General features: G+C 38.7%; 20 protein-coding genes. 14 read left to right on the top strand and 6 right to left on the bottom strand.

Annotation, left to right across the window (positions count from 1 at the left end; translation table 11 throughout):
* Positions 1-166 precede the first annotated feature (166 nt).
* The 4 genes from VCM39_RS21150 (at position 167) to VCM39_RS21135 (ending at position 9,319) form a co-directional block, all read left to right on the top strand.
* Entirely contained in the window at positions 167-2,362 is a 2,196-nt protein-coding gene (locus VCM39_RS21150) for a hypothetical protein (protein ID WP_322933362.1), read from the top strand.
* A gap of 85 nt (positions 2,363-2,447) precedes the next feature.
* Positions 2,448-4,985, top strand: a complete 2,538-nt coding sequence (locus tag VCM39_RS21145) for a glycoside hydrolase family 97 catalytic domain-containing protein (protein ID WP_322933361.1) — start codon at positions 2,448-2,450, stop codon at positions 4,983-4,985.
* Complete coding sequence (locus VCM39_RS21140) at positions 4,985-7,300, top strand: glycoside hydrolase family 76 protein (protein ID WP_322933360.1); 2,316 nt, start codon at positions 4,985-4,987, stop codon at positions 7,298-7,300. The genes VCM39_RS21145 and VCM39_RS21140 overlap by 1 nt, the downstream gene beginning before the upstream one ends.
* Positions 7,301-7,402: 102 nt before the next feature.
* Positions 7,403-9,319: a glycoside hydrolase family 97 protein gene (locus VCM39_RS21135; RefSeq protein ID WP_323674008.1), complete on the top strand. Its 1,917-nt coding sequence runs from the start codon at positions 7,403-7,405 to the stop codon at positions 9,317-9,319.
* A gap of 126 nt (positions 9,320-9,445) precedes the next feature.
* Here the strand turns inward: VCM39_RS21135 and VCM39_RS21130 are convergent, their stop codons facing one another.
* Positions 9,446-10,474, bottom strand: a complete 1,029-nt coding sequence (locus tag VCM39_RS21130; RefSeq protein ID WP_322933358.1) for an endonuclease/exonuclease/phosphatase family protein — start codon at positions 10,472-10,474, stop codon at positions 9,446-9,448.
* A 236-nt stretch (positions 10,475-10,710) separates the two neighbouring features.
* Entirely contained in the window at positions 10,711-11,763 is a 1,053-nt protein-coding gene (gene pdxB / locus VCM39_RS21125) for a 4-phosphoerythronate dehydrogenase PdxB (protein ID WP_289292251.1), read from the bottom strand.
* 122 nt (positions 11,764-11,885) lie between these two features.
* Here pdxB and VCM39_RS21120 point away from each other — a divergent pair, with 122 nt between their 5' ends.
* From VCM39_RS21120 to VCM39_RS21095, 6 genes are all read left to right on the top strand, one after another.
* Positions 11,886-12,977, top strand: a complete 1,092-nt coding sequence (locus VCM39_RS21120) for a glycosyltransferase family 4 protein (protein ID WP_221650655.1) — start codon at positions 11,886-11,888, stop codon at positions 12,975-12,977.
* Between the two features lie 81 nt (positions 12,978-13,058).
* The gene (locus VCM39_RS21115) at positions 13,059-13,664 is read left to right on the top strand and encodes a DUF4254 domain-containing protein (RefSeq protein ID WP_221650656.1); all 606 of its coding nucleotides are present in this window, start codon (positions 13,059-13,061) and stop codon (positions 13,662-13,664) included.
* Between the two features lie 3 nt (positions 13,665-13,667).
* Positions 13,668-14,705, top strand: a complete 1,038-nt coding sequence (locus VCM39_RS21110) for a glycosyltransferase family 9 protein (RefSeq protein WP_221650657.1) — start codon at positions 13,668-13,670, stop codon at positions 14,703-14,705.
* Positions 14,706-14,724: 19 nt separating this feature from the next.
* Positions 14,725-15,708: a glycosyltransferase family 2 protein gene (locus tag VCM39_RS21105; protein WP_221650658.1), complete on the top strand. Its 984-nt coding sequence runs from the start codon at positions 14,725-14,727 to the stop codon at positions 15,706-15,708.
* 18 nt (positions 15,709-15,726) lie between these two features.
* Complete coding sequence (locus VCM39_RS21100; RefSeq protein WP_221650665.1) at positions 15,727-16,110, top strand: GtrA family protein; 384 nt, start codon at positions 15,727-15,729, stop codon at positions 16,108-16,110.
* Positions 16,111-16,114: 4 nt separating this feature from the next.
* Entirely contained in the window at positions 16,115-17,020 is a 906-nt protein-coding gene (locus VCM39_RS21095; RefSeq protein ID WP_002558690.1) for a lysophospholipid acyltransferase family protein, read from the top strand.
* A 5-nt stretch (positions 17,021-17,025) separates the two neighbouring features.
* On the opposite strand, the gene VCM39_RS21090 is transcribed toward VCM39_RS21095, so the two are convergent.
* Complete coding sequence (locus tag VCM39_RS21090) at positions 17,026-18,153, bottom strand: glycosyltransferase family 1 protein (protein WP_322933357.1); 1,128 nt, start codon at positions 18,151-18,153, stop codon at positions 17,026-17,028.
* A gap of 115 nt (positions 18,154-18,268) precedes the next feature.
* Here VCM39_RS21090 and VCM39_RS21085 point away from each other — a divergent pair, with 115 nt between their 5' ends.
* Positions 18,269-20,209 carry an LTA synthase family protein gene (locus tag VCM39_RS21085; protein ID WP_322933356.1) on the top strand — a complete coding sequence of 647 codons (1,941 nt, stop codon included), beginning with the start codon at positions 18,269-18,271 and terminating at the stop codon, positions 20,207-20,209.
* A 316-nt stretch (positions 20,210-20,525) separates the two neighbouring features.
* On the opposite strand, the gene VCM39_RS21080 is transcribed toward VCM39_RS21085, so the two are convergent.
* From VCM39_RS21080 to VCM39_RS21070, 3 genes are read right to left on the bottom strand one after another with little or no spacing between them, the layout of a single operon-like run.
* Complete coding sequence (locus VCM39_RS21080; RefSeq protein WP_322933355.1) at positions 20,526-21,482, bottom strand: glycosyltransferase family 2 protein; 957 nt, start codon at positions 21,480-21,482, stop codon at positions 20,526-20,528.
* Positions 21,482-22,456: a glycosyltransferase family 2 protein gene (locus VCM39_RS21075; RefSeq protein WP_322933354.1), complete on the bottom strand. Its 975-nt coding sequence runs from the start codon at positions 22,454-22,456 to the stop codon at positions 21,482-21,484. Before VCM39_RS21075 ends, VCM39_RS21080 begins: the two co-directional genes overlap by 1 nt.
* Complete coding sequence (locus VCM39_RS21070) at positions 22,437-23,222, bottom strand: glycosyltransferase family 2 protein (RefSeq protein WP_322933353.1); 786 nt, start codon at positions 23,220-23,222, stop codon at positions 22,437-22,439. The genes VCM39_RS21075 and VCM39_RS21070 overlap by 20 nt, the downstream gene beginning before the upstream one ends.
* 171 nt (positions 23,223-23,393) lie before the next feature.
* Between VCM39_RS21070 and VCM39_RS21065 the strand changes: the two genes are divergently transcribed.
* The 3 genes from VCM39_RS21065 to VCM39_RS21055 are packed head-to-tail and all read left to right on the top strand — an operon-like array spanning position 23,394 to position 26,550.
* Positions 23,394-24,353 (top strand): glycosyltransferase, encoded by a 960-nt coding sequence (locus VCM39_RS21065; RefSeq protein ID WP_322933352.1) that lies wholly within the window; start codon positions 23,394-23,396, stop codon positions 24,351-24,353.
* Complete coding sequence (locus tag VCM39_RS21060; RefSeq protein ID WP_289291487.1) at positions 24,353-25,543, top strand: glycosyltransferase; 1,191 nt, start codon at positions 24,353-24,355, stop codon at positions 25,541-25,543. The genes VCM39_RS21065 and VCM39_RS21060 overlap by 1 nt, the downstream gene beginning before the upstream one ends.
* Positions 25,544-25,560: 17 nt before the next feature.
* Entirely contained in the window at positions 25,561-26,550 is a 990-nt protein-coding gene (locus tag VCM39_RS21055; protein WP_322933351.1) for a glycosyltransferase family 2 protein, read from the top strand.
* Positions 26,551-26,966: the final 416 nt, after the last annotated feature.

Here is a 26,966-nt window from a genome sequence, read left to right as displayed (position 1 = left end):
GTCTGCATTCGAGACAAAGAATCGTCAGATGGCTATTCTACGTACTTCTGTGCTAATCTGTCGTAAATACATACTATAGATATTTGTGCAGCTCCCTATATTTGCAACAACCGCTCGGCATTCGAGTGAATAAAAAGAATATTGTTTAATTTAAAATCTAATTAGTATGGAAAAGAGAATTACTCTTAAACCGTCTTTCAAAAGTGCAATCCTTATGTTGGGTATGCTTGCTCTGCCAGTAATGGTAAGCGCACAGGAATCCTGGAAGTGGGAACGTGAAGCAGAAGATTTTTCTGCAAGCAGTTATGTAAGAGTTACAGACGCAACTGCCGACGGCAATGTTGTATCTGGTGGTAAGTTTGTAGATGAGTTATCTGTCGGGAAAGATTCAGAGTTAGGTTATAGTATTACAGATGTTCCTGCACCGGGCATGTACGACTTGTCTATTTCTTATGTCTCTATGCAGGAGCGTTACTTGTTAGTGAAGATCGCCGACCGTAATCCGATAGTGGTAGATTGTACCGAGACAACAGGCAATTGGAATGGTGCGCCCGGTATCGTAAAAGATGAAGATGGAAATGAAGTAGAGCGTCCGGGAGTAGTGACTAAGACTATTTCGGTGTACATACCAGAGGTTGGGGATAATGATTTGGTAATTAAAGCTTTTGGCGGATATTCCGAAAGTGAAGGTAAGTATCTGTCTTTTGCTCCTAATATAGATAAAATCACAGTCACTCCTTCTACTGCGGAACTGAAAGAAACTCCGGAAGAAATGGAACCGATTGAGATTGAAATGGAAAGTAGTAATGCACTTTCGGGTTCTGCTAAGTTGATGACAGAGCACAACGATCATTATAGCGGAACAGCCGGCGTAACCTTGGGGAGCACCGGGCGTGCAATTTATAAAGTGACCGTACCCGAAACGGGAGCTTATGCGCTTTATATTGATTATACTACTATGCAGACGCGTTGGATTTATGTAAAAGTGAATGCTCAACCGAAGCAATATCTGGAATTCAGTGAAAAAACTCCTACATGGGGAAGAGAAGAGTCGGATGATCCAAGCAGACCGACAATCTATAAGAAAGTTGTATTACTCTATCTGGAAAAGGGAGAAAATACAGTCATGCTGAATTCATATAGCGGAGCCACTTCCGAACATAGTGACTCCCCTAATATGGACAAGATGACAATAGTAAAAGTGGATGCTACTATCTCTGATCCGGGGTATGAAAAGGTAGCCTATTCTTTCGACTATACAGATATGGCTGAAATGTCTTCCGATGTGACTGTAGCTGAAGGTAAGATGATAGCACTATTGGATAATGATGAACGCACATCACTTGAATTGGATGTAAAGGAAGCTACATTTATGGCAAAAATGCCTTATCCTCTCATGCTGACCGGATATGCGATTGCCAGTTCCGGTGATATGACGAACTGGAAAGTGGAAGGTTCGGTTGATGGACAAGGTGATTGGACAGAGTTAGGTAGCATTGGTGTTGCCAAAGAGGGTGTTTACGAACAGCATAAAGTTGAGTTTAATCAGAATGAACCGGTTGCATATCAATACTTCCGTCTTGTAGCAAAAGGAGACGAAAACCTGAATATTGCAGAATGGCAGTTGTTTGGTTCGCCTTGCGTAAGTGCAGAACGCCCCTTGCCGAGTGATATGTTTAAGGGCGATGATAGCGGTTTGGAGGCTTCGGAAGATGGCTGGGATTTTGATAAGGAACATGGTGAAAGATTCCAGTATATCGTTGATGGAAAGCTGAGTACAAAATTCACTGCAGACCAGGTTAAGTCTCCGACCGAAAAGACTCCGATTTTCTTTCAATATAGATTAGAAACTGCAGAAACAGCAAGGAGTTATTCTTTGACTGTCCCCTGGGAGTTACAGTCACGTGATCCGAAAGACTGGACATTGTATGGTTACATGAATGGAGCATGGATAGTACTTGATAGCCGCAAGGATATAAAATTCCCGACATCCTCTTCTACTTTGGTTTATAACATTGCAGAACCAAAAGAATGTGCAGTATACAAACTGGAAATTACTGCAAACAACGGAAGCCGTGACAATACGCAACTTACAGCATGGCAGTTGTTTAATGAAAAACAACCTATAGATATAATTACCGGTGTGAAAGATATCTATACCGATAAGGTTTCGGCACAGGTTTATTCTGTAGATAATAAGGTTATTATTTCTGCCGACCAAAGAGTTGTTTACTGTATTTATGGTTTGAGCGGACAAAAAGTAAAAGAAGGCATAGTTGACGGTACTGTTGAAGTGCCTGTATCTGCCGGATTTTATATCGTAACTGTAGATGGAGTAGCTACTAAAGTTTTAACTCGTTAATTTTTTAAATAACAGGAAGCCGTGATGTTTTCCTGAAAAACATACAATGGCTTCCTGTTTTCATTTTATTTGCATACATAATACCATGAATTTGAACAATCGAAGATTATTAATGATCCTGGGCGTGTGGATTAGTTTCTTTCTGACACAACCATTTGTTTGTATTGCACAAAACAGTGCTACTATTATATCGACCATTTATTCGCCCGATACTTCTATTCGTGTAGAATTGATGCAAAAGGATGAAAATATATTTTATCAGGTATATAAAGACGAACAGCTCGTAGTGTCGGACTCCAAACTTGGAATTTCGTTTTCGTTTACTAATTTTACAAAATTGGAGTATGTCGATAAGGTAAGTAGAGAGATAGATGAGACTTATACACTTCCTTCCGGAAAAATGAGTGAATATCATAATCGGTGTAATGAGCAAGAAGTGGCTTTTACCACATTGTTGGGAAGTAGTATAAAAATAGTATTTAGAGTTTTCAATGAGGGATTTGCATATAGATATCAGGTTGACGGAAAAGAGTCGGGCTCTTTGAGACAGGAATTGAGCGAAGTTGCTGTAAATGATTTTAAAATAGCCTGGTCGCAAAAGTATAATGCTAATTACGAAACAACGTACAACCGAAAAAACTGGGCGATGACCCTGGAACAATCTGCAGAAGGACAAGGATCTCCGGTCTTAGTGGAGACTAACGGTTCTTGTTATTTACTATTGACAGAGGCTGCAAATACAGGTAGCTATGCTACAAGCAGGCTAATGCCTGCCGAGGCGACAGGTTGTTATTATTATAAACCGGAGGGGACGGTGTTAGTGAAGTGTCCCTTTGAATCGCCTTGGCGCGTAGTAATGCTAGGCACTTTGAATCAAATAATAGAATCCTCGATGGTGGAGCATTTGAATGTTGATGCCGATCAGCGGGATTGGTCATGGGTACGCCCCGGGCGAGCTTCCTGGAATTGGGGAGGCGAAGATGCCGAAAATGTAATAAGTTGGGATATTGCAGTGAAATATGTGGATATGGCAGCCTCTATGGGGTGGGAGTATTTCATATTGGATGATGGTTGGGACAGTGTACGTGATGGTTGGAATGGCTCTTCGGATGTGAAACGATTGGTTGAATATGCCGCCGGTAAATCGGTAGGTGTGCTTCTGTGGAGTCATCAGAATAGATTTGCAAGCAATAAAGAGCAAATAAATCGGATTTTGAGCGAATGGAAAAGCTGGGGAGTAAAAGGTGCAAAGATTGACTTTTGGGACGGAGATGCACAAAAAGTGATGAAGCAATATGATATTGTACAGGAAGCAGCTGCGGATTTGGAACTTTTAGTTAATTGGCACGGGTGTACCCGTCCGTCGGGAACCCGTAGAACATGGCCTAATGTATTGACTTCGGAAGCCGTATATGGTGGCGAAATGTATTTAGGAAACAGGGTAATACTGCAACCATCACATAATGTTATGTTGGCGATGACACGTAATGTAATAGGACCTATGGACTATACACCGGGCGAGTTTGGAACAAAATGGGGAGCAGTAAGCCAATACACTTCCTGGTCTCATCAATTGGCACTTTTAAGTCTCTATGAATCGGGAATTCAATGTTATGTAGATAATCCGTTGAGTTATAGGTACAATATAGCAGAATCTTATCTTAAAGATATTCCGGCTGCCTGGGATGATGTCAAATGTTTGGAAACCGAACCGGAGTCTTATGTTACGCTGGCTCGCCGTAAAGGTGATGACTGGTATGTGTCTTCTATTTGCAACCAGGCACGTACGTTGTCGATACCGCTGGACTTTTTGGATGAAACAAAAACATACTATGCCTATATTTATAAGGATGGCGGGTGTAAAGCTGAAATTGCTTTTGACTATCAGCCCAATGTAGGTAAAAATACAACCCTTACACTTCCGTTATTGGCATCTGGTGGTGCAAGTGTCCGACTGTCCGTGTCCGACTGTTTGCCCAAACCGTGGCAGAAAACATTGGAAGCGGAAGATGCAGCTACTTTTGCTAAGAAGGAACAGGATGCAGTCTGTTCCGGTGGGGCATATGTGTCGGCTTTAGGAAGGAGCAATAAATTAAACTATAGTGATGTGGAAGTAGAGGAGGGCGGTGAATACGCTCTGACTTTCTTTTATATGACCGATAAGGAAAAAGATGCTTATCTCAAGGTGAATGGTGGAGAGGAGATTTATTATCATTTCCCGTCTTCGGGTGGCCTGGAAGGCAAACATTTGTCTTTTACAACTGTCTTGACACAATTGGAAAGCGGGAAAAATAAGATTGAAATAGGAAATGCGTCTGCGTTGATGCCCAATATGGATCGTATTACTTTGAAAAGAGTGGTTGATAATTGTATTGTAGGAAATGAACGCGTTGCTCGGGAGAAGGATGTTCAAATACGTATAGAAGGATGTACTCTTCAGGTAATTACCGCGAGTAAGGAGGCTGTCTGTACGTTATATTCCGTTGAAGGACAAGTATTACAGCATTGGAATATTCATGACGGGAGACTGACGGAAACACTTGCTCCCGGAAGAACTTATATTGTTAATGTATATACAGGGAAAGAATCATATAGTCAAAAAATAATAGCACAAGAAAAATAATGAGAACAACACAGATTATGGTTAGAATACTGGGAGGAGTTTGCATGGGTATGTTTGCTTCACTCTTATCTGCTCAACAGACATTTCAAAGTTATAGTCTGCTTGATGAAGGGGGAAATTTACGATCCGATCAGATGGAGACACTGGAACTACTGAGTGATAAAAATGACAGTACGGTATATTCGGTTCCGTTTACCGGAAAAAACTGGATTGTGTATGAAGCAACCCGGCCAATGGTTGTGACAGCTAACTTATTGCTTCTTTCGGACAAGCAGGCTACCGCTCCGAAAAGCTTCAAGGTAGAAGGTTCCAATGACGGAGAAACCTGGAAGCGTATTCTTTCAGGAGTGGGAGTCACGACAAAGCCTCGGGAAGCCCTTGTTAGTAAAACCAATGGCACAAATGCGTATAAATATTTCAGGCTTAGTATTGAGGAAATAGTTTCGGGTACAATGTTGGAAATTGCAGAATGGCAATTGCTGGGCTATCCGAAACCTGATTTCGATAACTTAATAACAGAAGCCGATAACTTAACCGGACAGTATGCCGATAATTCTTCACTGAAAAATCTGTTGAGTGATAAAACTACTGAGGTTTTCAGACAAAATGGTGTTCAGTCATGCTGGATAGAATATGCTTTGGATACTCCGCAAAAGATAGAAGGTTACTCTGTGATGTCTGCCAATAACATAGCTTCCAGCCCGAGAAGTTGGGAATTATTAGGGTCCAATGATCGTGAAAACTGGAAGGTGCTTGATTCTCGTAGTAATGTATACCTGCAGGCTATCAACAATATGCAGATATATGAATTGGGAAAAGACCGTGAGAAATATGATTGGGGAGTGGCAGCCGACATGGCTCAGCAAAGTATGCTGGAACTTTTCTGGAAAACCTATGGGTCGGGATATTATCTGGTACATGGATGGCATCCGAACTCCACCCTGTCAAATAACGGATTCAACTACTGGTGGATGGCACATGTGATCGATGTATTCGTAGATGCATACCAACGCACTGGAGATAATACGTACCGTAAAAATGCTATAAGAGTATACAATGCGATGCTTTCATATGGTAAGAAAACATATGGTAAAAGTTCTTTGTGGAATGGCTTTTTTGATGATATGGAATGGATGGGATTGGCTTGCCTGAGAGCAGATGCTGTTTGGGGAGATGAGTTGGAGCAACGTTGGAAGACCGGAGCCATTCAACTTTGGGATTGGATAAAAGTAGGCTGGAATGATAAGCATGGAGGAGGAATACAATGGAATGATGCTTCGCCGGAATCAAAAAATGCCTGTTCCAATGCGCCTGCTGCTATTCTGGCTGCACGACTCTACAACCTGACACAGGACGAAGAATATCTGGACTGGGCAAAAAAGATATGGGAATGGACAAACTCTCATCTGTTATTTGACAACGGAATTGTAAAAGATGCGTATTTGAATGATAATTTGGGGTGGTCATTTACTTATAATCAAGGTACATGGATGGGGGCTTGTCTGGAATTGTATAAAATTACCGGAGAGCAGAAATATCGTGATGCAGCCATTCGTACAGGGGATTACATTGTGAATGACTGGACTAAGTTTTCCCCGGACGGTATTTTGGATAATGGTGAAGGACAGGGCGATGGCGGACTGTTTAAAGGTATTCTTATGCGCTATCTCTCACAATGGATTTTGTCGGGTAAGTTAGATTCTGTGCGTGAACAACACTATACGCAGTATATGCTTGAAAATGCAAAAGGACTGTGGGATGCTGCTACTTTGAAACCGGAAATTATATTTAAGAATAACTGGAGAGAACGTCCCGAAAGAGTACTTTCATCTTCTACGGACGAAGGAAAACGGTATGATGCTTCTACACATTTGAGTGGAACCATGTTGTTTGAATTGCTGGACGAATTACAACGGGAAGGAAAAATACCGGTAGACAATCAGAATCCGGAAAGTATATCCAATAAGGAGAATGCTTATCAGTATTATCGGCTTGTGCTGAAGTCTGTTAACGGAAGCCAGAACTTTGAGCTATCCCGTTGGCAATTGTTTGCAAAGAATCCTGTAACCGGTTTACAGGAACAAATAGGCGGGGCGGATATAAATTTTTCCATCTTTACAGAAAAAGGAAGTATGGTGATTGTAAACAAGGAAGTGACTCCGCTCCTCATACAAGTTTATACAGTGGGTGGATGTTTGCTCGATCGTATTCAGATGATGGCAGACCGGGAGTATATTCATTTGCCTTCAGGATTCTATCTGGTAGATATTTTTGATGGTCAGACCTCTTGCCGGAAGAAGATTTGCGTAATGTAAAAAGATTGCTAAAACTAATATATAAATATAACTTTTATGATTTTGCTAAACTGTATTATAAATAGCCGAAAGCTATACGGAGTATTAATTGCCGTTTTATGTATGGGAGCGGTTACAGCTCATGCCCGAGATATTGAGATAAAATCACCGGACGGAAAAATGAAGGTGGATATTAACCTGAATGGGCAGATTGTATACAACGTATCCTATGATGATGAAACTTTATTAAAGGATTGCCGGTTGGGAATGACTTTAAGAGGGCAGTTTTTGGGAGAGAATCCGAAGTTGGTTGGTAAAAAGAAACTCTCGGCAGATGAAATGGTAGCTCCGGTTATTCCCCTGAAATTTTCTTCTATACGTAACCATTATAATGGGGAGAGTCTGAAATTCAAGGGAGGATATTCTGTTGAGTTCAGGGTATATAATGATGCAGTGGCTTATCGTTTTGTTACTGATAAAAAAGAAGCAATAGAGGTGCTGAACGAAGATTTCTCTATCGGTCTGGCTGGAGATTATCTGACTCATTTGCAACAGCCGGGTGGTTTTAAAACTGCTTATGAGGAACCCTATAGTCATGTTGTTGCTTCTCAATGGAAAGTTGAAGATAAAATGTCTAATCTTCCGGTTCTGATGGATACCGGGAAGAAATATAAGATATTGATATCGGAGACAGATCTGGTAGATTATCCTTGTCTGTTTTTGAAAGGGAATGGTGCTGAAGAACGCATTCATGGTGTGTTTCCACGGGTACCTCTGGAGTTTGGTGAAGACGGAGACCGCAGTCTGAAGATTCTAAAAGAGGCAGACTATATTGCAAAAACAAAAGGAAACCGCAGTTTCCCCTGGCGATATTTCTTTATTTCAAAGGAGGATACTGAATTGTTAGAGCAGACTATGACAGACAAGTTAGCTTCCAAATGTCGTTTGGATGGTGTCTCATGGATAAAACCGGGGCAGGCCAGTTGGGAATGGTGGAATGCTGCTTCCCCTTACGGGCCGGATGTGAACTTTAAAGCTGGTTTTAATCTGGATACTTATAAGTATTATATTGATTTTGCAGCTAAATATGGTATACCTTATATTATAATGGACGAAGGTTGGGCTATGAGTACCCGTGATCCTTATACACCGAATCCGGAAGTAAATGTACATGAAATTATCCGTTATGGTAAAGAGAAGGGAGTTGGCGTTGCACTTTGGTTGACATGGCTGGCTGTAGAAAATAACTTTGATTCATTTAAAACCTTTGCAGACTGGGGAGTGGCAGGATTGAAAATTGACTTTATGGATCGTAGTGACCAGTGGATGGTGGACTATTATGAACGTGTTGCTAAAGAAGCAGCCAAACACCATCTGTTTGTAGATATGCATGGTTCGTTCAAACCGGCCGGATTGGAGAAGCTGTATCCGAACCTGCTTTCTTATGAAGGAGTACGTGGTATGGAACAAATGGGAGGATGCTATCCTGACAATAGTCTGTTTTTACCTTTTATGCGTAATGCAGTAGGCCCAATGGACTATACCCCGGGGGCAATGATCAGCATGCAACCGGAAGTTTATCAGTCCAGACGTCCTAATTCGGCCAGCATTGGTACCCGTGCTTATCAGTTGGCATTGTTTGTTGTATTTGAAAGTGGTATACAGATGTTAGCTGATAATCCTACCCTTTATTATAGAAATCCGGACTGTACGGAGTTTATTACTAAAGTACCGGTAGTATGGGATGAGACTAAAGCATTGGCTGCTGATGCGGGAGAGTATGTAATCGTAGCTAAACGTAAAGGTAATCAGTGGTTTATAGGCGGTATCACAAATAATAAACAAAAAGAACGGGAATTCGAAATCTCTCTTGATTTTCTGAACCCCGGCAAAAATTATCAGATGACCTATTTTGAGGATGGTATTAATGCCGGACGTCAGGCAATGGATTATAGAAAGAAGGATTGTCAGGTGAAATCGGGTGATACATTTAAGATTAAGATGGTGCGTAACGGAGGTTGGGCAGCTATGATTCAATAAGAATTATAAGAATGTACACTCTTGTATAGCAAAAGTGTACATTCCTGTTGTTATATAAAAGTGTACACTCTTGTATCACAAAAAAAATACACTTTTATAAGCGCTCATTATCAGATGTTTATCTGTTTATTCCGTGAAACGGAATGTGACCAGTAATCCTTTGTGATCGGTAGGCCATACTCCTTTAGGAAGGAGGAATTTATCTTTGGATGTTTCCTTTACTCTTTGACTTCGTACAATGGAACTTTTGGGGCCGAATATAATTGCTTTTTCTGCTTGTAGCCCTTTCCCTTGATAAAAAATGAAGTCGATCCGGTCACGTTCGTCTGCTTTCGGTGCCCAGGTTAACTTTTCGGGGGCTATTAACAGATTGTCCGAAGGATAAGTAAATCCAGGGTGTGTAAGCGGATCAGGATAAATTTCACGATAGCTGTCAATGAATCCGGCCTCTTCAAGTAGAGTGGTTACTGTCCAGGGGATAACCATGCCATTATGGTCGTACATATCCTTGTTCGTTTCCAACCAGTCACGATGAGAGGGCTCATTGAAATCTCCTCCTAAAATAATGCTATATCCGTTGGTCATATCCTTATGGGCTTGGTCAATGAATAGCTTGATGGCATCATCACGTTGCGAATCTGTATTTACTTTCAATACTTCTTCCACTGTTTGAGGTTTGGGAATTTCTTTCCAGGTAGAACCGTCATATCCGCGTACATTGTAGTATGCACAATCCAGATAATCAAGGTGGGCTGTGTATACGGCTACCTTGTGTCCGTTGACGGTGGCCAATAGTCGGTAGATACTACCATGATCTCCATTCTCGGGAAAAACTGTCAGAGAATCTGTGATGGGATGTTTACTCAATAAGCCGGTGTCATAGCTATAAAAAGAGTAGTAAGTCAATCCCTTTTCTCGCAAGGAAGACAGAATGCGGGCACTAAAATTGCTTTTGTTATAGTTTCTGACCTCGCTAAAGGTGACAAAGTCTGGTTTTAAACGGACAATTTCATTAATGATAGCGTCGTAACCCCCTGGTACAGATGTTCCTTCTTGCCAGACATTCCATTGTAAAACAGTAAATTCTCCGGCTTTCTTACTGTTTGCAGATAGAGTGCTCAGAAGGAGAAAAGCAAGTAAAAAAAGTTTTTTCATGATATTTAAAAGATAAATAAATTGTAATTTCCAAATTTATAAAATGTGGTGAATAGTTGTTTTAAAATCAATTATATAATTATTCTGTGCCCTATAACATCATAATCCTATAACTTTATTAACATAGTGTCTTAACTACCATTTTGATGTTTACAGAAGTACGTACTTTTACAGGTATAAAGTACGTACTTTTTACCTATAAAGTATACTAATTAACACCAAGTTAAATACGTATTTTATTCCGGCACTTCAACTGATATAATATACGCCTCTTTTTCTCTTCTTAGAGGATAGTCTCCCCGAAGTTGTTCAAACTGTTCAGGATGTGATTTTAATCGGTTACTATCTTGGCGTGGATCGTATATTTTTAGTAAAGCTTCCTCTAAAGTTGCAGCTTGTATGAATGTGTTTTGGGGTTGCATAGGCGTGATGGTATAGTTGGCTTTTATATCGAAATGCCGGCAGAGAGCGTCCAATGACATCCGTGTTGCATTTGCTTTTCCATCTGCTGAATATCCTGCGATGTGAGGGGTTCCTATTATTACTTTATTCAATAACTCAAGATTAATAGTGGGTTCATTTTCCCATACATCAATGATTGCTTCAGAAATGACTCCTTTTTGTAGGGCTTCCAGCAATGCTTTTGTTTCAATAACTTCTCCACGGGAAGTGTTGATAATTATGGGTTTGCGTTTGAGAGTACGGAAGAATGATTCGTTTGCCAAATGGTAGGTTTTGTATTTTCCGTCTTTGTATAGAGGCACATGGAAAGTTATTATGTCACATTCTTGCGCTATTTGTTCTAAAGAACAAAATTCAGCATTCCCTTCTTGTTCTTCTTTGGGAAGGTCATTCAGCAATATGCGCATCCCTTGTGTCTTTGCTACTTCAATTATTTTACTTCCTACATTTCCAACTCCTACAATGCCTATACACATTTCATTAAGATTTTTACCTTTGGTGATCTTCAGCAACGAGAGTACGGATTCAATGTATTGTGCTACAGAAGCAGAATTACATCCGGGAGCATTGGCCCAGGTAATGCCGGCTGTACGACAGTATTCTGTATCAATGTGATCGAACCCGATGGTTGCAGTTGCAATAAACTTAACCTGGCTACCTTCCAGCAGTTCGCGGTTACAATGAGTTCTTGTGCGGATAATTAGTGCGTCAGCATCGTGTATGAGTTTTGGTGTAAAGTCTTTTCCTGGTATATAAACAACTTCCTCTGCAATTTCTTTGATAGCCTCTTGTATATAAGGAATCTTGTCATCTATAATAATTTTCATATCATTTTTCATTTTTGGCAAAAATACAAAAAAAATAGTATCTTTGTCGGGACTTGATAGGTAAAAAACTACTGCCTGATGGCAAAGACGACTCGCTATAAAGCTGTAAGATAGAAATAAATATGAATATCATTCAGATTTTTGCATCTCCTGTTTGGGGAGGAGGTGAACAATATATATATGACTTGGCTGTAGCTTCTACGAATCACAGGCATGCTGTCACCTTTTTCTCACGGAAAAGCTCTGTTATAGCTCAGAGAGTTGCAGGAATCGATGGGGAGTATTACCAGTTACCTTTCAAAGGAATTATAGATTTTTACTCGGTTATCCGGTTAAGCAAGTATTTAAAAAAACATCCTACGGATATTATACATATCCATTGCTTCAAAGAAATGTTTACTGTTATCCTTGCCAAACGTATTTCCGGGAGTAAAGCAAAAATAGTTCTCACGAGGCATCTTATTAAAAAAGGGAAAAATAATCCTCTCTATCTTTGGGCCTATCGGCATATAAATCGTATTGTGTTTGTATCACGACTCGGTGAACAAACATTTTTGGGCTCAGTTCCCGGTTTCCCTAAAGAACGCAGTATTGTTGTTCATAACAGTATTCCTCCCTATATAGAACCTATAGATAAGTCAGAAACCCTTCGTGAGAGATTTCATATTCCTAAAGAGTGTCCGCTGATTGTTTTTGTCGGGAGGGTCGTTCCGGCGAAAGGGATACTTCAGTTGATTACAGCATTAGGCAAACTTCACCATCTTAATTTCTTCTCAGTAATCATAGGTAAGGGCAAGGATGACTTTATTGAGCGATTGAAGGCACTTGTGGTTTCAGAGGGGCTGGCTGATAAAGTTGCATTTCTGGGACACTCGGATAAAGTGCGTGCACTTATTGCAGATGCTGATATCGGAGTTGCCCCTTCTTTGTGTAAAGAGGCTTTCGGATTGACTGCCATAGAATTTATGCAGGCGGGAAAATGTATTATAACAACGGATAATGGGGCACAAGTAGAGTTTATTAAGCATGGAAACAATGGATGGTTAGTGACACCAGGCGATGTTGATGCTTTGTCCCAGGCTTTGTCATCATTGATCTTGGATGCTGAAACGCGTAATCGTTTGGGCGATCAGGCTAAAAAATATTTTGAGAAAGAGCTGGCTTATGATAAGTTTTACGAAGCTATAATGCGTGTTTATAGTATGGATGTATAATTAAAAGTAAGAAAGGATTGTTCGTCTGAGAAAAATTCTTTAGCTTTGTCTTATTGTACATTCATTAAAATGATTATAATTATGACATTTAGTAACCTTTGCAATGACATTTTTGGGAAATCGACCAGCGATTATCATATTACAGATAGTGTGGATGCTCCGATGAATAACCCATACGAGTTGAAATCGATTGAATATTATTTGTATTTAAAGAACTGGATTGATGCTGTGCAATGGCATTTTGAAGATATAATCCGTGATCCTCAGATTGACCCGGTAGAAGCATTGAAGTTGAAACGCAGAATTGACAAGTCCAATCAGGATCGTACGGATCTGGTGGAATTGATTGACAGTTATTTCCTTGATAAATATAAAGATGTAGTTTCTCTGCCGAACGCTACGATTAATACGGAAAGTCCCGCTTGGGCTGTTGACCGTCTCTCTATCCTTGCCTTGAAAATCTATCATATGCAGCAGGAAGTAGACCGTACGGATACAACGAAAGAACATCATGACCAATGTCTGGCCAAACTTTCTATTCTGTTGGAACAACAGAAAGATCTGTCAACGGCTATTGACCAATTGTTGACTGATATTGAGGCCGGCAGAAAATACATGAAGGTATATAAGCAGATGAAGATGTATAATGATCCGGCTTTGAATCCGGTACTTTATGCTAAAAAATAAACGATGGCCCGTATTCTTATAATTCGATTCTCAGCACTTGGTGATGTTGCCATGACTATTCCGGTAGTCTATTCGTTGGCAGCCCAGTATCCTCAGCATGAAATTACTGTGTTGAGTCGTGGGGTGCTACAGCCTCTTTTTCAAGGTCTACCATCCAATGTACACTTTATAAGCGCAGATCTTACCGGTAAGCACAAAGGATTCTGGGGATTGAATATACTTTATTCGGAGTTGAAAAAACTTCATTTCGACTATGTGGCTGATTTTCATAATGTGCTGCGTACGAAATATATCCGTTTAAGGTTTAGAATGTCCGGAGTTCCGGTAGCATTTATTGATAAAGGTCGAAAAGGGAAAAAGAAATTAGTACGGCGCCATAACAAGGTATTGGAGAACCAGAAAAGCTCTTTCAGGCACTATGCAGATGTATTGGAGGAGTTGGGTTTCCCGGTCTTGTTGAATTTTACTTCTGTCTATGGCGAAGGAAAAGGAGATTTCTCTTTAATAGAACCTGTAACCGGAGCCAAAGAGAAAGGGATAAAATGGATTGGTATTGCTCCTTTTGCCAAGCATGAAGGAAAAATATATCCTATAGAATTACAAGAGAAAGTGGTCGCCCATTTCGCTCAACGTCCGGATGTTAAAGTGTTCCTGTTTGGCGGTGGAATGAGAGAACAGAATGTATTTGATTCATGGATGTCAAAGTATCCATCTGTGACGTCTATGATCGGTAAATTAAATATGAATACGGAGCTGAATCTGATGAGCCACCTGGATGTGATGCTCTCTATGGATTCGGCTAATATGCATTTGGCTTCATTGGTAAATACTCCGGTGGTTTCCGTTTGGGGAGCAACTCATCCTTACGCTGGTTTTATGGGCTGGAAACAGTTGCCAATCAATACAGTACAGCTTGATTTATCTTGCCGTCCCTGTTCGGTATATGGGCAGAAACCTTGTTTTCGCGGGGATTATGCTTGTATGAGAAATATTAAACCAGAGCAGATAATAAGTAAAGTGGAAGGTCTGTTGATTGATTAACCGGAAAAGTAAAGAAGAAATGAGACTTGCCATTGTTGTTCCCTGTTATAAAGAAGAAGCGGTATTGGTTGAAACAACCAAACGTTTGACCAAGGTGATGGAGGCGCTCGTCAACAGGAAACTGATAACGCCCAATAGTTTTATTCTTTACGTAAATGATGGAAGTACAGATGGAACATGGTCTTTGATTTCAACTCTTCATTCAAATAATAAATCTATTTGTGGGGTCAATTTAGCCAGTAATGTAGGACATCAGAATGCATTAATGGCGGGGCTTACTGTTGCCGGAAGATTTTGCGATATAGTCATTTCTATTGATGCCGACTTGCAGGATGATACTGCTGTTATAGAAGAAATGGTCATTAAATATAAAGAAGGATTTGATATCGTTTATGGCGTACGTAAAAGCAGAACCTCTGATACTTTCTTTAAACGTTTTACAGCTTTAAGCTTTTATAAGTTCATGCGTGCCATGGGGATAAAGTCGGTTTATAATCATGCTGACTATCGTCTAATGAGCAAGAGAGCCATTGAACAGTTGTGTAAGTTTCGTGAAAGAAATCTTTTTCTTAGAGGCATTGTGCCATTAATCGGTTATAATACGGCTTCTGTATATTATGACCGGGTTGAGCGATTTGCAGGAGAATCTAAATATCCCTTTAGTAAAATGCTGAACTTCGCGATAGACGGCATTACCTCCTTTTCTGTGAGACCGGTGAGAATGATCCTTCTGGCAGGACTACTGTTTCTATTAATAACTGTGGGAGTATTGGTCTATATCTTACATTCACTCTGGATTGGTCATGTTGTTCCGGGGTGGACTTCACTGATGCTTTCAGTCTGGTTTGTGGGAGCTGTAATTTTGATTAGCCTTGGAGTTGTGGGCGAATATATTGGGAAAATATATATTGAGGTGAAAGATAGACCCCGTTATAATATTGAATCTGTTTTATTGAATAATGAAGATACGGAGAATCCGGATGCGAAGACTGTGCACGACTAAGGTAAGATAATGGAAGGAATGTTGAAATCAAGAGAAAAGCGATACGAATTTATTCGGTTTTGTGTGGTCGGGGTATTAGCTTCGGGTTTACATTATGGGGTTTATTATCTGTTACAAACAAGGATTAATGTAAATGTTGCCTATACAGTGGGATATTTGATTAGCTTGATATGTAATTTCTTTCTCACTTCGTATCTTACTTTCCATAGTTCACCTTCTATCAGGAAGGCCTTGGGTTTTGGAGGAAGCCATCTGGTTAACTATTTGATTCATTTGTCTTTTCTGAACCTTTTCTTGTATTTAGGAATTTCAAAGGTGTTGGCTCCTGTTTTAGTTTTGGCTATTGCAGTTCCAATAAATTTTTTATTACTTCGTTGGGTTTTTAAGCATAAAAATAAGTGAGAGTATGAAAACTGTTTTATATTATTTTGTTTTTTTCTTTTGGTTTGTTGCTTCTTTATTACCGTTGCGATTTCTCTATATATTCTCTGACTTATTGTATTTTCCACTTTATTATTGTGTTCGTTATCGCAGGAAGATTGTTCGGAAAAATCTGATTGAATCTTTCCCTGAAAAGGAGTTGGGGGAGATACAAAGAATAGAGAAAGCATTCTATCATTATTTTTGTGATTATATGGTGGAAACGATTAAGCTGTTTTCTATGAGCGAAAAGCAGATACGCAGGCGGATGACTTTTGGTGGTGTGGAAAAGATAAATGAAATTATAAAGGATAGAGATTGTGTCGCTTATCTGGGCCACTATTGTAATTGGGAGTGGGTGGCTTCTTTACCTTTACATTTAGATATTGATAAAGACCTTGTGGTAGGACAGATTTATCACCGATTGGAAAGTCCGGCTTTTGATCAGCTATTCCTGCGAATGCGAAGTCGTTTTCGTGCAGTTAATATAGAGATGTTCATGGCTTTACGTCAATTGGTACGTTATAAACAGCAGAATAAACGTTTCATCATTGGCTTTATATCCGATCAGTCTCCCAACTGGAATTTTGTGAATATGTGGACTGATTTTCTGAATCATAAGTCCTCATTCTTTGTTGGTGCAGAAGGCATTGCTAAAGCAACCGATGCTGTAGTAGTGTATATAGATGTACAAAGAGTAAGAAGAGGGTATTATCATGCAGAGTTTATCCTGATGACCGATCAACCCAAATCCTTCCCGAATTATGAAATAACGGTTGATTATGCCCGGCGCCTGGAGGCGACTATTCAGCGAGCTCCTCAGTATTGGCTGTGGAGTCATAATCGGTGGAAAAGAACCTACGAAGAATATCTGAGAAGAAATCAGAAATAATAATTTTACAGCGAGAGGTAATGTTCCATCATTTGCCGGGTTAATGTCTCTTGTCCGAAACGAGCAGCATACTCTGTTCCTTTTTCAACCATTTCCTGTTGTAAGGTGGGATTTGCCATGACTCGATCTATGGCATCAGCAAGTTCCTGTTCATTTTCGGGATTTATGTAGATGGAATGGTCTCCACCTGCTTCTTCCAGGCAAGAACCTGTAGCTCCGATTACAGGAATTTTACTGTTTAATGCTTCCAGAATGGGAATACCGAATCCCTCAAAAAAACTTGGATAGATAAATAGAGAGGCCATCTGGTAGATAGCAGGGAAATAACGGAACGAAACGTTGTGCAACATTAGAAGCCGATTCGACAGTCCGTTCTCCCGCGCATACTGAAGAACGGTATCTGCATAAGGGGTATGTTTTCCTATCGCTACCAAAGGGAGGTCACAAGAAGCTTTTGTAAGGGCCTTAGCTATTAACAACAGGTTTTTGCGGCTTTCAATACTTCCCACATATAAAAGATATTTTTCCGGAAGCCCGTATTGTTTGCGTGCTTCTTCTTTCAAACCGGAGTCTGCCGGGTGGAGAAAACTTTCATCACATCCTTGATAAATAACTTTTATTTTTTCTGCCGGGATATCAAAATAGTGTATGATGTCTCTTTTGGTACATTCGCTTACAGCGATAATACTACTGGCTATCTGGCAAGCCCGGCGAAATTTATAAGTATATATGTTACGGTCTATATACGAGTAAAAGTCAGGATAACGGAGGAAAATCAGGTCATGAATCGTAACGATACTTTTGATTTCTTTCAACCGTTCGATCCCTAAAGGGAGTTCATTACTAAGCCCGTGGAAAATAGCCGGATGATCGTTTTGCAGCTGTCCTTTGATGCCGCTGACACGCCACAATGAAGGTAGATTTTTCCAGATCGCTTTATCTGGATAACAGACAACACAATTCTCTTGCTGTGACAAATTACCCAATAACTTTGCTTTTCGTTCATTGGGAGTGTACAACAGGTATTTGTTTTCAGGGTAGTAACGGCTTAAGCCTTCAATAACAAAGCGGCTGTAATTGCCGAGACCTGTGCGGTTTTGTGCTGCTCTTTTGGCATCAAAAGCTATTTTCATTCGTTTTATAATTTCTGGTTTATAGGTTGCAAAGGTAAGTGTTTTTGGGTATTTTAATGGCAGAACCAATTAAATATATTAATTTTGTCGCTGTTATACTTGATATTACATTAATATGAAACGATCTCTTTCTTTCCTTCCTTATATACGAGTGGTGCTTGCTGCACTATGTAATCTGGCGCTGTCCTATCTTCTTTTTATGATTTGTCGGTTTGTTTTTTTGTGGGTCAATTACTCTTATTATTCAGAATTGACAGGCGCTGAATTAATGACAATACTTAAAGGGGGGCTGGTTTTTGATACGTCTGCTATTGTTTATATCAATGCTTTGTACATTCTTCTGATGTTTTTCCCATTACACTATAAAGAATATAAACGCTATCAGCAAGTGACAAAAGGCGTTTTTGTCTTTACTAATAGTATTGCCCTGATTATGAATCTGATGGATACGGTCTATTTTCAGTTTACCAATCGCCGGACCACTGCTTCCGTTTTCAATGAATTCAGTAATGAGAATAACATAGCAGGCATTATCGGAGTAGAGTTGCTGAATCATTGGTATCTGACTTTGCTGGCTGTTGTGTTGATTTATGGTATGTTTAAGTTATACAGAAAGCCTTTGGGAAAATCAGAGAATCTGAATCCGTGGAGTTATTATGGAATGCAGTTGGTTTGTCTTGTTGCTGTCATACCTTTTTGCATATTTGGTATGCGTGGTGGTATCGGAGCTGCTGTGCGACCTATTACGGTTAGTAATGCCAACCAATATGTCAATCGTCCCATTGAGACAGGGCTGGTGCTTAATACTCCTTTTGCGATGATACGTACTATTGGTAAAAAGCCGTTTGTAGTACCTGCCTATTATAAAGATGAGGCTGCGATGGAGGCCGTTTATACACCTGTCCATACTCCGGCGGATAGTGTGCAGTTCCGTCCGCTGAATGTGGTGGTATTTATCATGGAGAGCTTCGGAAAGGAATACATTGGTGTTTTAAATAAAGATTTGGATGGGGGAGCTTATAAGGGATATACCCCGTTCCTGGATTCATTGATTTCAGAGAGTCTCACATTTGAATACTCATTTGCCAACGGGCACAAAAGTATTGATGGGATGCCCTCCGTATTGTCCGGTATTCCTATGTTTGTAGAACCCTTTTTTCTGACACCGGCTTCAATGAATAAAGTATCCGGTATTGGGGGTGAGTTACGTAAAAAGGGATACTATACTGCTTTTTTCCATGGTGCCGAAAATGGTTCAATGGGCTTTGAAGCTTTCTCGCGAGCTACAGGTTTTCAGGATTATTACGGACGTACAGAATATAACAATGATGATGATTTTGACGGTCGCTGGGCTATCTGGGACGAAGAGTTTTTCCAGTTTTTTGCAGATGAACTTTCTTCTTTCCGTCAACCTTTTGCGGCTGCTCTTTTTAGTGCTTCTTCCCATCATCCGTTTGTAATACCCAAACGGTATACGGGTAAGTTTCCCAAAGGGACATTGCCTATTCATCAGTGTATTGGTTATTCGGATTATGCGTTGAAGCGTTTTTTCGAGAGAGCTTCTCATGAGCCTTGGTTCAATAATACATTGTTTGTGATCACAGCCGATCATACCAATCAAACGGAGCATCCCGAATATATGACTGAAAGTGGCACATTTGCTGTACCCGTCATTTTCTACCAGCCGGGTAGTACATTGAAAGGGCATATCGATGCTATAGCCCAACAAATAGATATAATGCCTACTGTATTGGGATATTTGGGATATGACAAGCCTTACATTTCTTTCGGATGTGATTTACTCACTACTCCCGCCGATCAGACTTCTGCAGTGAACTATATAGGCGGTGTTTATCAATATCATAAAGGTCATTATCTACTTCAGTTTGATGGTAAAGAGCCGGTTGCCCTGTATGACTTTGTTTCAGATCGTTTGCTGGAACATAATTTGCTAGGTACTTTGCCCGAAATACAATCTTCTATGGAATCAGAGTTGAAGGCAATAATTCAGCAATATATGACGAGGATGAATACGGATAAGCTGGTGTGTGAATAAAGTATATTTGTAATTATTGGAGAACAAAAAGACTTCTTGGTTGTATAAAAAATAGATCCTTTGGTAAAGGAAAAAAGAATACATTTTGATTTTATTGTAATCTGTTGAAAATCAGAATGGTATATTGGGACGTTTTTCCTCTACGAGGAACAGCTCGAAACTCTACGAAGAATGATGCGAAACTCTACGGACAATGAAGTGAAACTCTACGAAGAGTATACTAAAAGTTCGTAAGATATTACATCTGAAGAGGGTAAATAATAAAAAGACTTTTTGGGAATGTATTAAAAAAATATCTTTATTTCTGTTTCTTTTCTTATTTATGCTTAATGAAGCGGTAGTATTTCTCAAATAAGGTAGGCGAATAATTGAATAATCGTATATAGAAGGATGGCTTTCGGGGACACAATGGATATAGACCTTCTTCTTTAATTTTCTGTATTAACTCCTTTTGGATGGAATGTCCGTCCCTGATACTGCGTTTGAATATCATTATCACTCTGTTTGCAATGTGGTCGTTGAAATAGGATATGATTTTAGGATCATTTTCGTGTTCAAGTCTGAACCTATTGAGTGAACCCATTGCAGTGAGCATATCATAAAAGTTACTTTCTTTGTAGGTATGCATGAATGACTCTTCATTCTGGAAATAGTTATAGAAAGTCAGAGGATAATATTTAATACGCTTAGCCATGTAAATAGCTTTGGGAGTAAACTCCTCATCTTCATGTCCGATAGAAAGAAAAGTGAGGTTGTTCTCGGTAATAAAAGAGCGACGATATGCATACAATGGAATCATCGGCGGATAGTTTTCTCTGATTAAAAACTGTTTGCCGGAGACTATTTTCTCGTCATTCTTATCAATATGATATCCGCCCTTCCGTTGAGTTCCGTTGGGAAGTATATATTGGTAGTTCATTAACATCATATCCAGTTGATTTCCGGACATCTCCTCATAAATATCCTTTAAGCAGTTGGGTATAATACTATCATCTGCATCTAAGAATAATAGATATTCTCCTGTTGCTTCTTTTACACCTCTGTTTCGGGATGCACTAAGCCCGCTGTTAGGGGTAGATACATAACGGGTAAATGAGTACTGTTTACATAATACATCTAAAAGGCTTTGAGTGTTGTCTGTAGAACCATCATTGATCACAATCGCTTCATAATTATTAGTTGGCATGTCTTGTACAGACAATGACCGAAGACACCTCTCAATATACTTTTGTGCATTGTAAGCTGGTATGATAATAGAAATTTTGATATCCATTATTTGAGAATTTTGAATTTGAAAAATGTCTTGATAGTCGCTACAATTTTATTATGCAATAAATATTGCGACTTTTTATAATTATGTATCATAGCTTGTCTCCAGAGCTTGTCTTTGTAGATTTTTACAGATTTATTCCTTAAAAGGCATTCTCTGCAGAAAGTTTCATATTCTTTTATCCATTCTTCCGGGAATGTTTTTTTCTTGCGATGTGCCAACTCATAATGAAGTTCAATAATATGTTCATTGTAACGAACCCCTAAATCCTCCATCATCTGTTTGTAAACCAGATAGGCATCTTTTTGCTGTTTATCAAAAGATACAGAAGATATCTGCGAATCAGAAATCTTGTAGTACATCAAAAAATGAGGGATAACATGAAATTTCAGTTTTTTTATGGCGTTGGCCCATAAATCATAATCCTCAGCATAATGATTTTCTTTATATTTAAGTCCGGATTGCTTAAAAGACTGACTGCGGATAAAAGCTGTGGACTGTTGGAATGCACAGCGCAAGAACATCTCAACAGCTATTTTATCATGTTTTACCGGAAATGTAAATTTACCTGTAATAGCACCTCTCTTGTTGATTAATTTTACAAAACTACCGCAGATATCAATATCCGGATGCTGTTCCATGAAGTTATATTGCTCTTCTAATCTATTGGGAAACATAATATCATCCGCGTCACAAAATGCAATATAGGTTGATTGGGCGAGTTCAATACCTTTATTTCGGGTGCCTCCGGCTCCTAAATTCTTTTCGTTTTTAATAACACAAATACGAGGATCAGAAAAAGAATTAGCTATTTCTAAGGTATTGTCTTTTGAACAGTCATCAATGAGTAGTAGTTCAAAGTCTGTGAAAGTTTGATTAAGAATACTGTCTAAAGTCTCTTTTAGAAAAGAGGCTGCATTATACATTGGAACGATTATACTGACTTTTGAAGTACGGCTATAGGCTGTCGTATCCATTCTTTGCTCGTATTATTTTTTTGTTGAGTGCAAGATTGGAAATTTCCATATTCTTTTCTTCACAGTTTCTTGAATTCAAAGGATGGTGAAGGTGGTAAGCTATTGCTTTAAATTTCACTTTTTTCATCTTAATTCCTGAATTATGAAGGCGGATAGCAAGCTCTATATCTTCATGTCCCCAGCCATTAATATCATTATTATAGCCATTTACTGCAATAAAGTCTTTCTTCCAATAAGCCATATTGCACCCTTTTACATGTGTTACATCTTCCGATATCCCACTGAATATATTTGCAAGGAAGGGTATTCTGAATGCATTGAACTTATTGTTACTTCTCATTAAATTACTTTTCTGGGGGCGAAGCGCATTGCGGTGCAGAAAAAATCTTGTTTTAAATGCATTGATGAGTGTACGCCCGCCTCTTATGAAATATCCAGGCTCAGCTATTTCGAGATGATCTGCTATGAAATAAGGGTGCAGTAATATATCCCCATCAATTTGGATGATGTAATCTCCCGTAGCTGCTTTGATGGCCTTGTTCATAATCATTGTTTTCCTAAACCCCTTGTCTTCGTGCCAAATGTGTTGTATGGGGATAGGATATTCAGTCTGAAGCTCTTTAATCATATTCTGAGTTTCAATGGTAGAGCCGTCATCCGCTATAACTATTTCGTACGGATATTGGGTCTGATGCAACACTGTCATAAGGCTAAGTCTTAACGCTTCAGGCCAATTGTAGGTTGAAATGATTAATGAAACTTTCATTGGATATATCTTAATCAGCTTTTGTTTTACTATGTAAAGTAATAAATGCAAAGATAGGGGAAATACTGCATATTTTTGCTCTTTTTTCTGAAAAAGTCTTTTTCTATTAATTATGTCCAACTATATTTGACTATCTTTACCACCTTAATTTACGAAAAGCGGGATATATATATGCAAATCTCTGTTATTATACCAGCTTATAATGCTGCAAAATATTTAAACAGATGTATAGAGTCAGTTGCCAATCAGGATTTACCATATGATTGTTATGAAGCAATTGTAATAAATGATGGTTCAACGGACAACTCCATTGAAATATTGGATTCTTTGTGTGAGAAATATTCATTTTTAAAGTGTATTTATGTTGAAAATGAGGGAGTTAGTTGCGCAAGGAATAAGGGGATATTAGAGGCTTGTGGTGAGTATTTGCTTTTTTTGGATGCTGACGATTGCTTCTATCCGAATGTTTTTGAACGTATTTATAAGGAGATGTCTGATGGTAAATTGGATATGATGTTGTTGAATTATAAGCATATTTCTTTGGATGGAAGTTTTTTAGAGCAACCTTATCATATGGAATTGAATGATTCAAATATCATTTCCGGAAGAGAGTTTCTTCTGAGAGATTTTTATCCGGCAATGGTTCCGCTATATGTTTATAAACGCACTTTTCTTATTGCTAATCAATTAAAGATGATTCCTATTAGGCATGAGGATGAAGAATTTGTGCCAAGAGCTATTTTTTATGCAAACAGAATAAAATATCTACCCTTGTGTTTTTATTCTTATTTCCAAAATAGCGGTTCTTTTATGAATCAGTATTGTGAATCTAATGCACTATATATGGTTGCGGCTATGGTATCGCTGAATAATTTTAAAATTACTGTTAGTAATGATCCAAAGATAGTAGCCTATTTTGATGATCACATTGCTGTGATTATTATGAGATTATTTAAGAACAGCATTCGCTGCGGTGGACGAGGACAGACTGATATGATAAAAAAAATAAAAGAAGGAGGATTACTCCCTCTTAAACCCCGTAAAACTTCTTTTTATTATTGGATGTTTAATATGTCACCGTTTTTTTTCGAAAAGTATTACCGCTTTATAAAACAAAGACCTAAAAAGTAATGGATAAAAAACGAATTTTGTTTTTACATAACGAATTTCCTAGTGGTGGAGCAGATAGAGTGACTATTGATATTGCTGGTTATATATCTCATTATGGATTTGAAGTATATGTTCTGGCGAGAGAAATACGTGATAAGTTTTTATCCAACATAATACTTTTGGAACTGCCGGACAAAGCAAGCGTTAATAGTAAAGAAAATGCAGATGCTATTATTGAGACTTTAAAGCAGCTGAGGATTGATATATTTGTTTTGCCTGTTCAAACATTGTCGCATCTGGCACATATACGGAATAATACTAATTGTAAAATAATATTTGCTTTGCATAGTGTTCCTTTTTGGGAGATTGGGCATGATCTTTACAATAAAAAGAAAAAAGCATGGCATTCATTATCCGGGCGAATAAAGTGGATTTTATTTACTTACCCTAAAACCGTTTGGTTTAAGAAATACTATAAACGTCTTTTGGGTGATTATCGTAGGATATACGAACAGGTGGATGTATATACGGTCTTGTGCGAAGGGTATAAACAGACGTTGATTGATAAAATAGGATTGTCTCCTGAGGAAAATAAGATATCTGTAATTCCTAATTCGGAAAAACGGGTTGAGAACATAAATCCGAATAAAAAGAAACAAATTTTATTTGTAGGGCGTATGACCTATGAAGATAAACGTATAGATCGTTTGATAGATATTTGGGAACTGATTTATAGAGAAGTACCGGATTGGGAGTTGATTTTGGTTGGCGACGGGGATGAAAAAGTGTTTCTTCAACAGAGAGCGCAAAAAAAACAATTACAGCGTATCAGCTTTGTAGGATATAGTAGCTGTGTTGATAAATATTATTATAATGCTTCGGTGCTATGTTTGACTTCTAATTATGAAGGATGGCCGCTTTGCCTTACCGAAGCTCAGGCAAATGGAGTGGTACCTGTTGCTTTTGATTGCGTAGCGGGTATACATGAAATTATATCCCCTTCGGGAGAAAATGGAATACTCGTACCTCCATTTTCTTTAAAAGAATATGCGCGTTTGTTAATTGACTTATTGAATGACGCTGATAAACTGCAAAAAATGAAAGGGAATGTTATTCGTAAGTCTATGGATTATGCTCCGGAGGTAATTGGTGAAAAATGGCTAAGGCTATTTGAATCATTATTGTTATCGTCGAAAAAAGAATGGAATTAATAAATTAGAAATTGTTTATGATGGTTAACTTATCATCTCCTTTGGTTTCTGTAATTATACCTGTTTATAATAGTGAGCTTTATTTAGAGGCGTGTATTGAAAGCGTGATTGGGCAAAGTTATTCTACACTGGAAATAATAATAGTTAATGATGGCTCTACAGATGATAGTTTTACTATTATGGAGAAGTATGCCAAACTTGATGAACGTATTATTATTATAAATAAGAGAAATGGAGGGTTGCCGTCTGCGCGAAAATCAGGGATTGATATTGCTAAAGGGAAATATATTCAACACCTGGATAGCGATGATGTTTTGCTGCCCGGAGCGGTTGAACATTTGGTAGATAAAGCTGAAAATTCCGATGCTGATATTGTTGCAGCACCTTTTTATTTTTGTACATTAGGAAAAGAACCTAAAAGATCTGTATCGATGACTTTTGATACATTATCCGGGATGGAATATTTTAGAGAGATTCTTCAGGGTAGAGGATACTGGAGTGTGTGGGCTAATTTTCAGAAGCGTTCTTTATTCCTTGACCATTCTATAGAGCATGTGCCCGATATTTCTTTAGGTGAAGATGCCATACTGATGGTTCAACTTCTTTCTTTTGCTCAAAAAGTAGTGACTATCGATATGCCTATTTTAAATTATTATGTACGTCCTAATTCTTTGTCACGTTCGGAGGTAGTAAGTGACACGATGTATAAAGACCTTAGGGCTTATCCTACTTGGATAGAGCATTATTTACGGAGAAAGGGGTTAATTAGAGAGTTCGAGGAGGATTTAGCGCATTTGCAACTTCAGAATCTTTTTTGGGCAATGTATTGGAAGCGATATGAAGATGCACCTGCAGATCTGAGAAAAGCGGCTAATGATCTAAAAAGAATGCCCGGATTACGGGCTGGGTTGACTAAACGTCAATTAAAGATTCTATCAGTTTATCAATTGTCAGGTTGGTTAGGTGATTTATATCTATCTTATTATCGTAGTAGAGGGAAAATATAAATAAGATTATAAAGATCGTTTGGTAATCGATAACTCTTCATTTGAGTGCGATAAATATATTATGGGCATTTTCAGAGTAATATTAATATATTAAGGAGATAACGACAGGAATAAAATCGATGTATGATATGGACTGTGGTAATGACAAGATATTGTTTTCCTGGGAATATTAAATATGTCACTTATACACATGGATACACTGTCTTTGTGTACATCAAGACCGCAGTATCGTTCCATAGGTATCAATTTAGATGTTCCTCATAAATATAATATTAATTGAATTGTGAGTTCGTAGTACCAAATTTAGAAGATATAAGGTCTTGATTTTTTTTACAAACGGGGGTGGAAAAAAAGCTGTTCTTTTAATAAGGCACGCTTATGAACCGAGATTTTTTATCTATATTTGTCGAATAATA

This window comes from Bacteroides mucinivorans (genome assembly GCF_034654355.2).
In the GTDB taxonomy this organism is placed as follows: domain Bacteria; phylum Bacteroidota; class Bacteroidia; order Bacteroidales; family Bacteroidaceae; genus Bacteroides; species Bacteroides nordii.
Note: the sequence above shows the minus strand (reverse complement) of the source record. Positions and strands in the feature narration are given on the sequence as shown.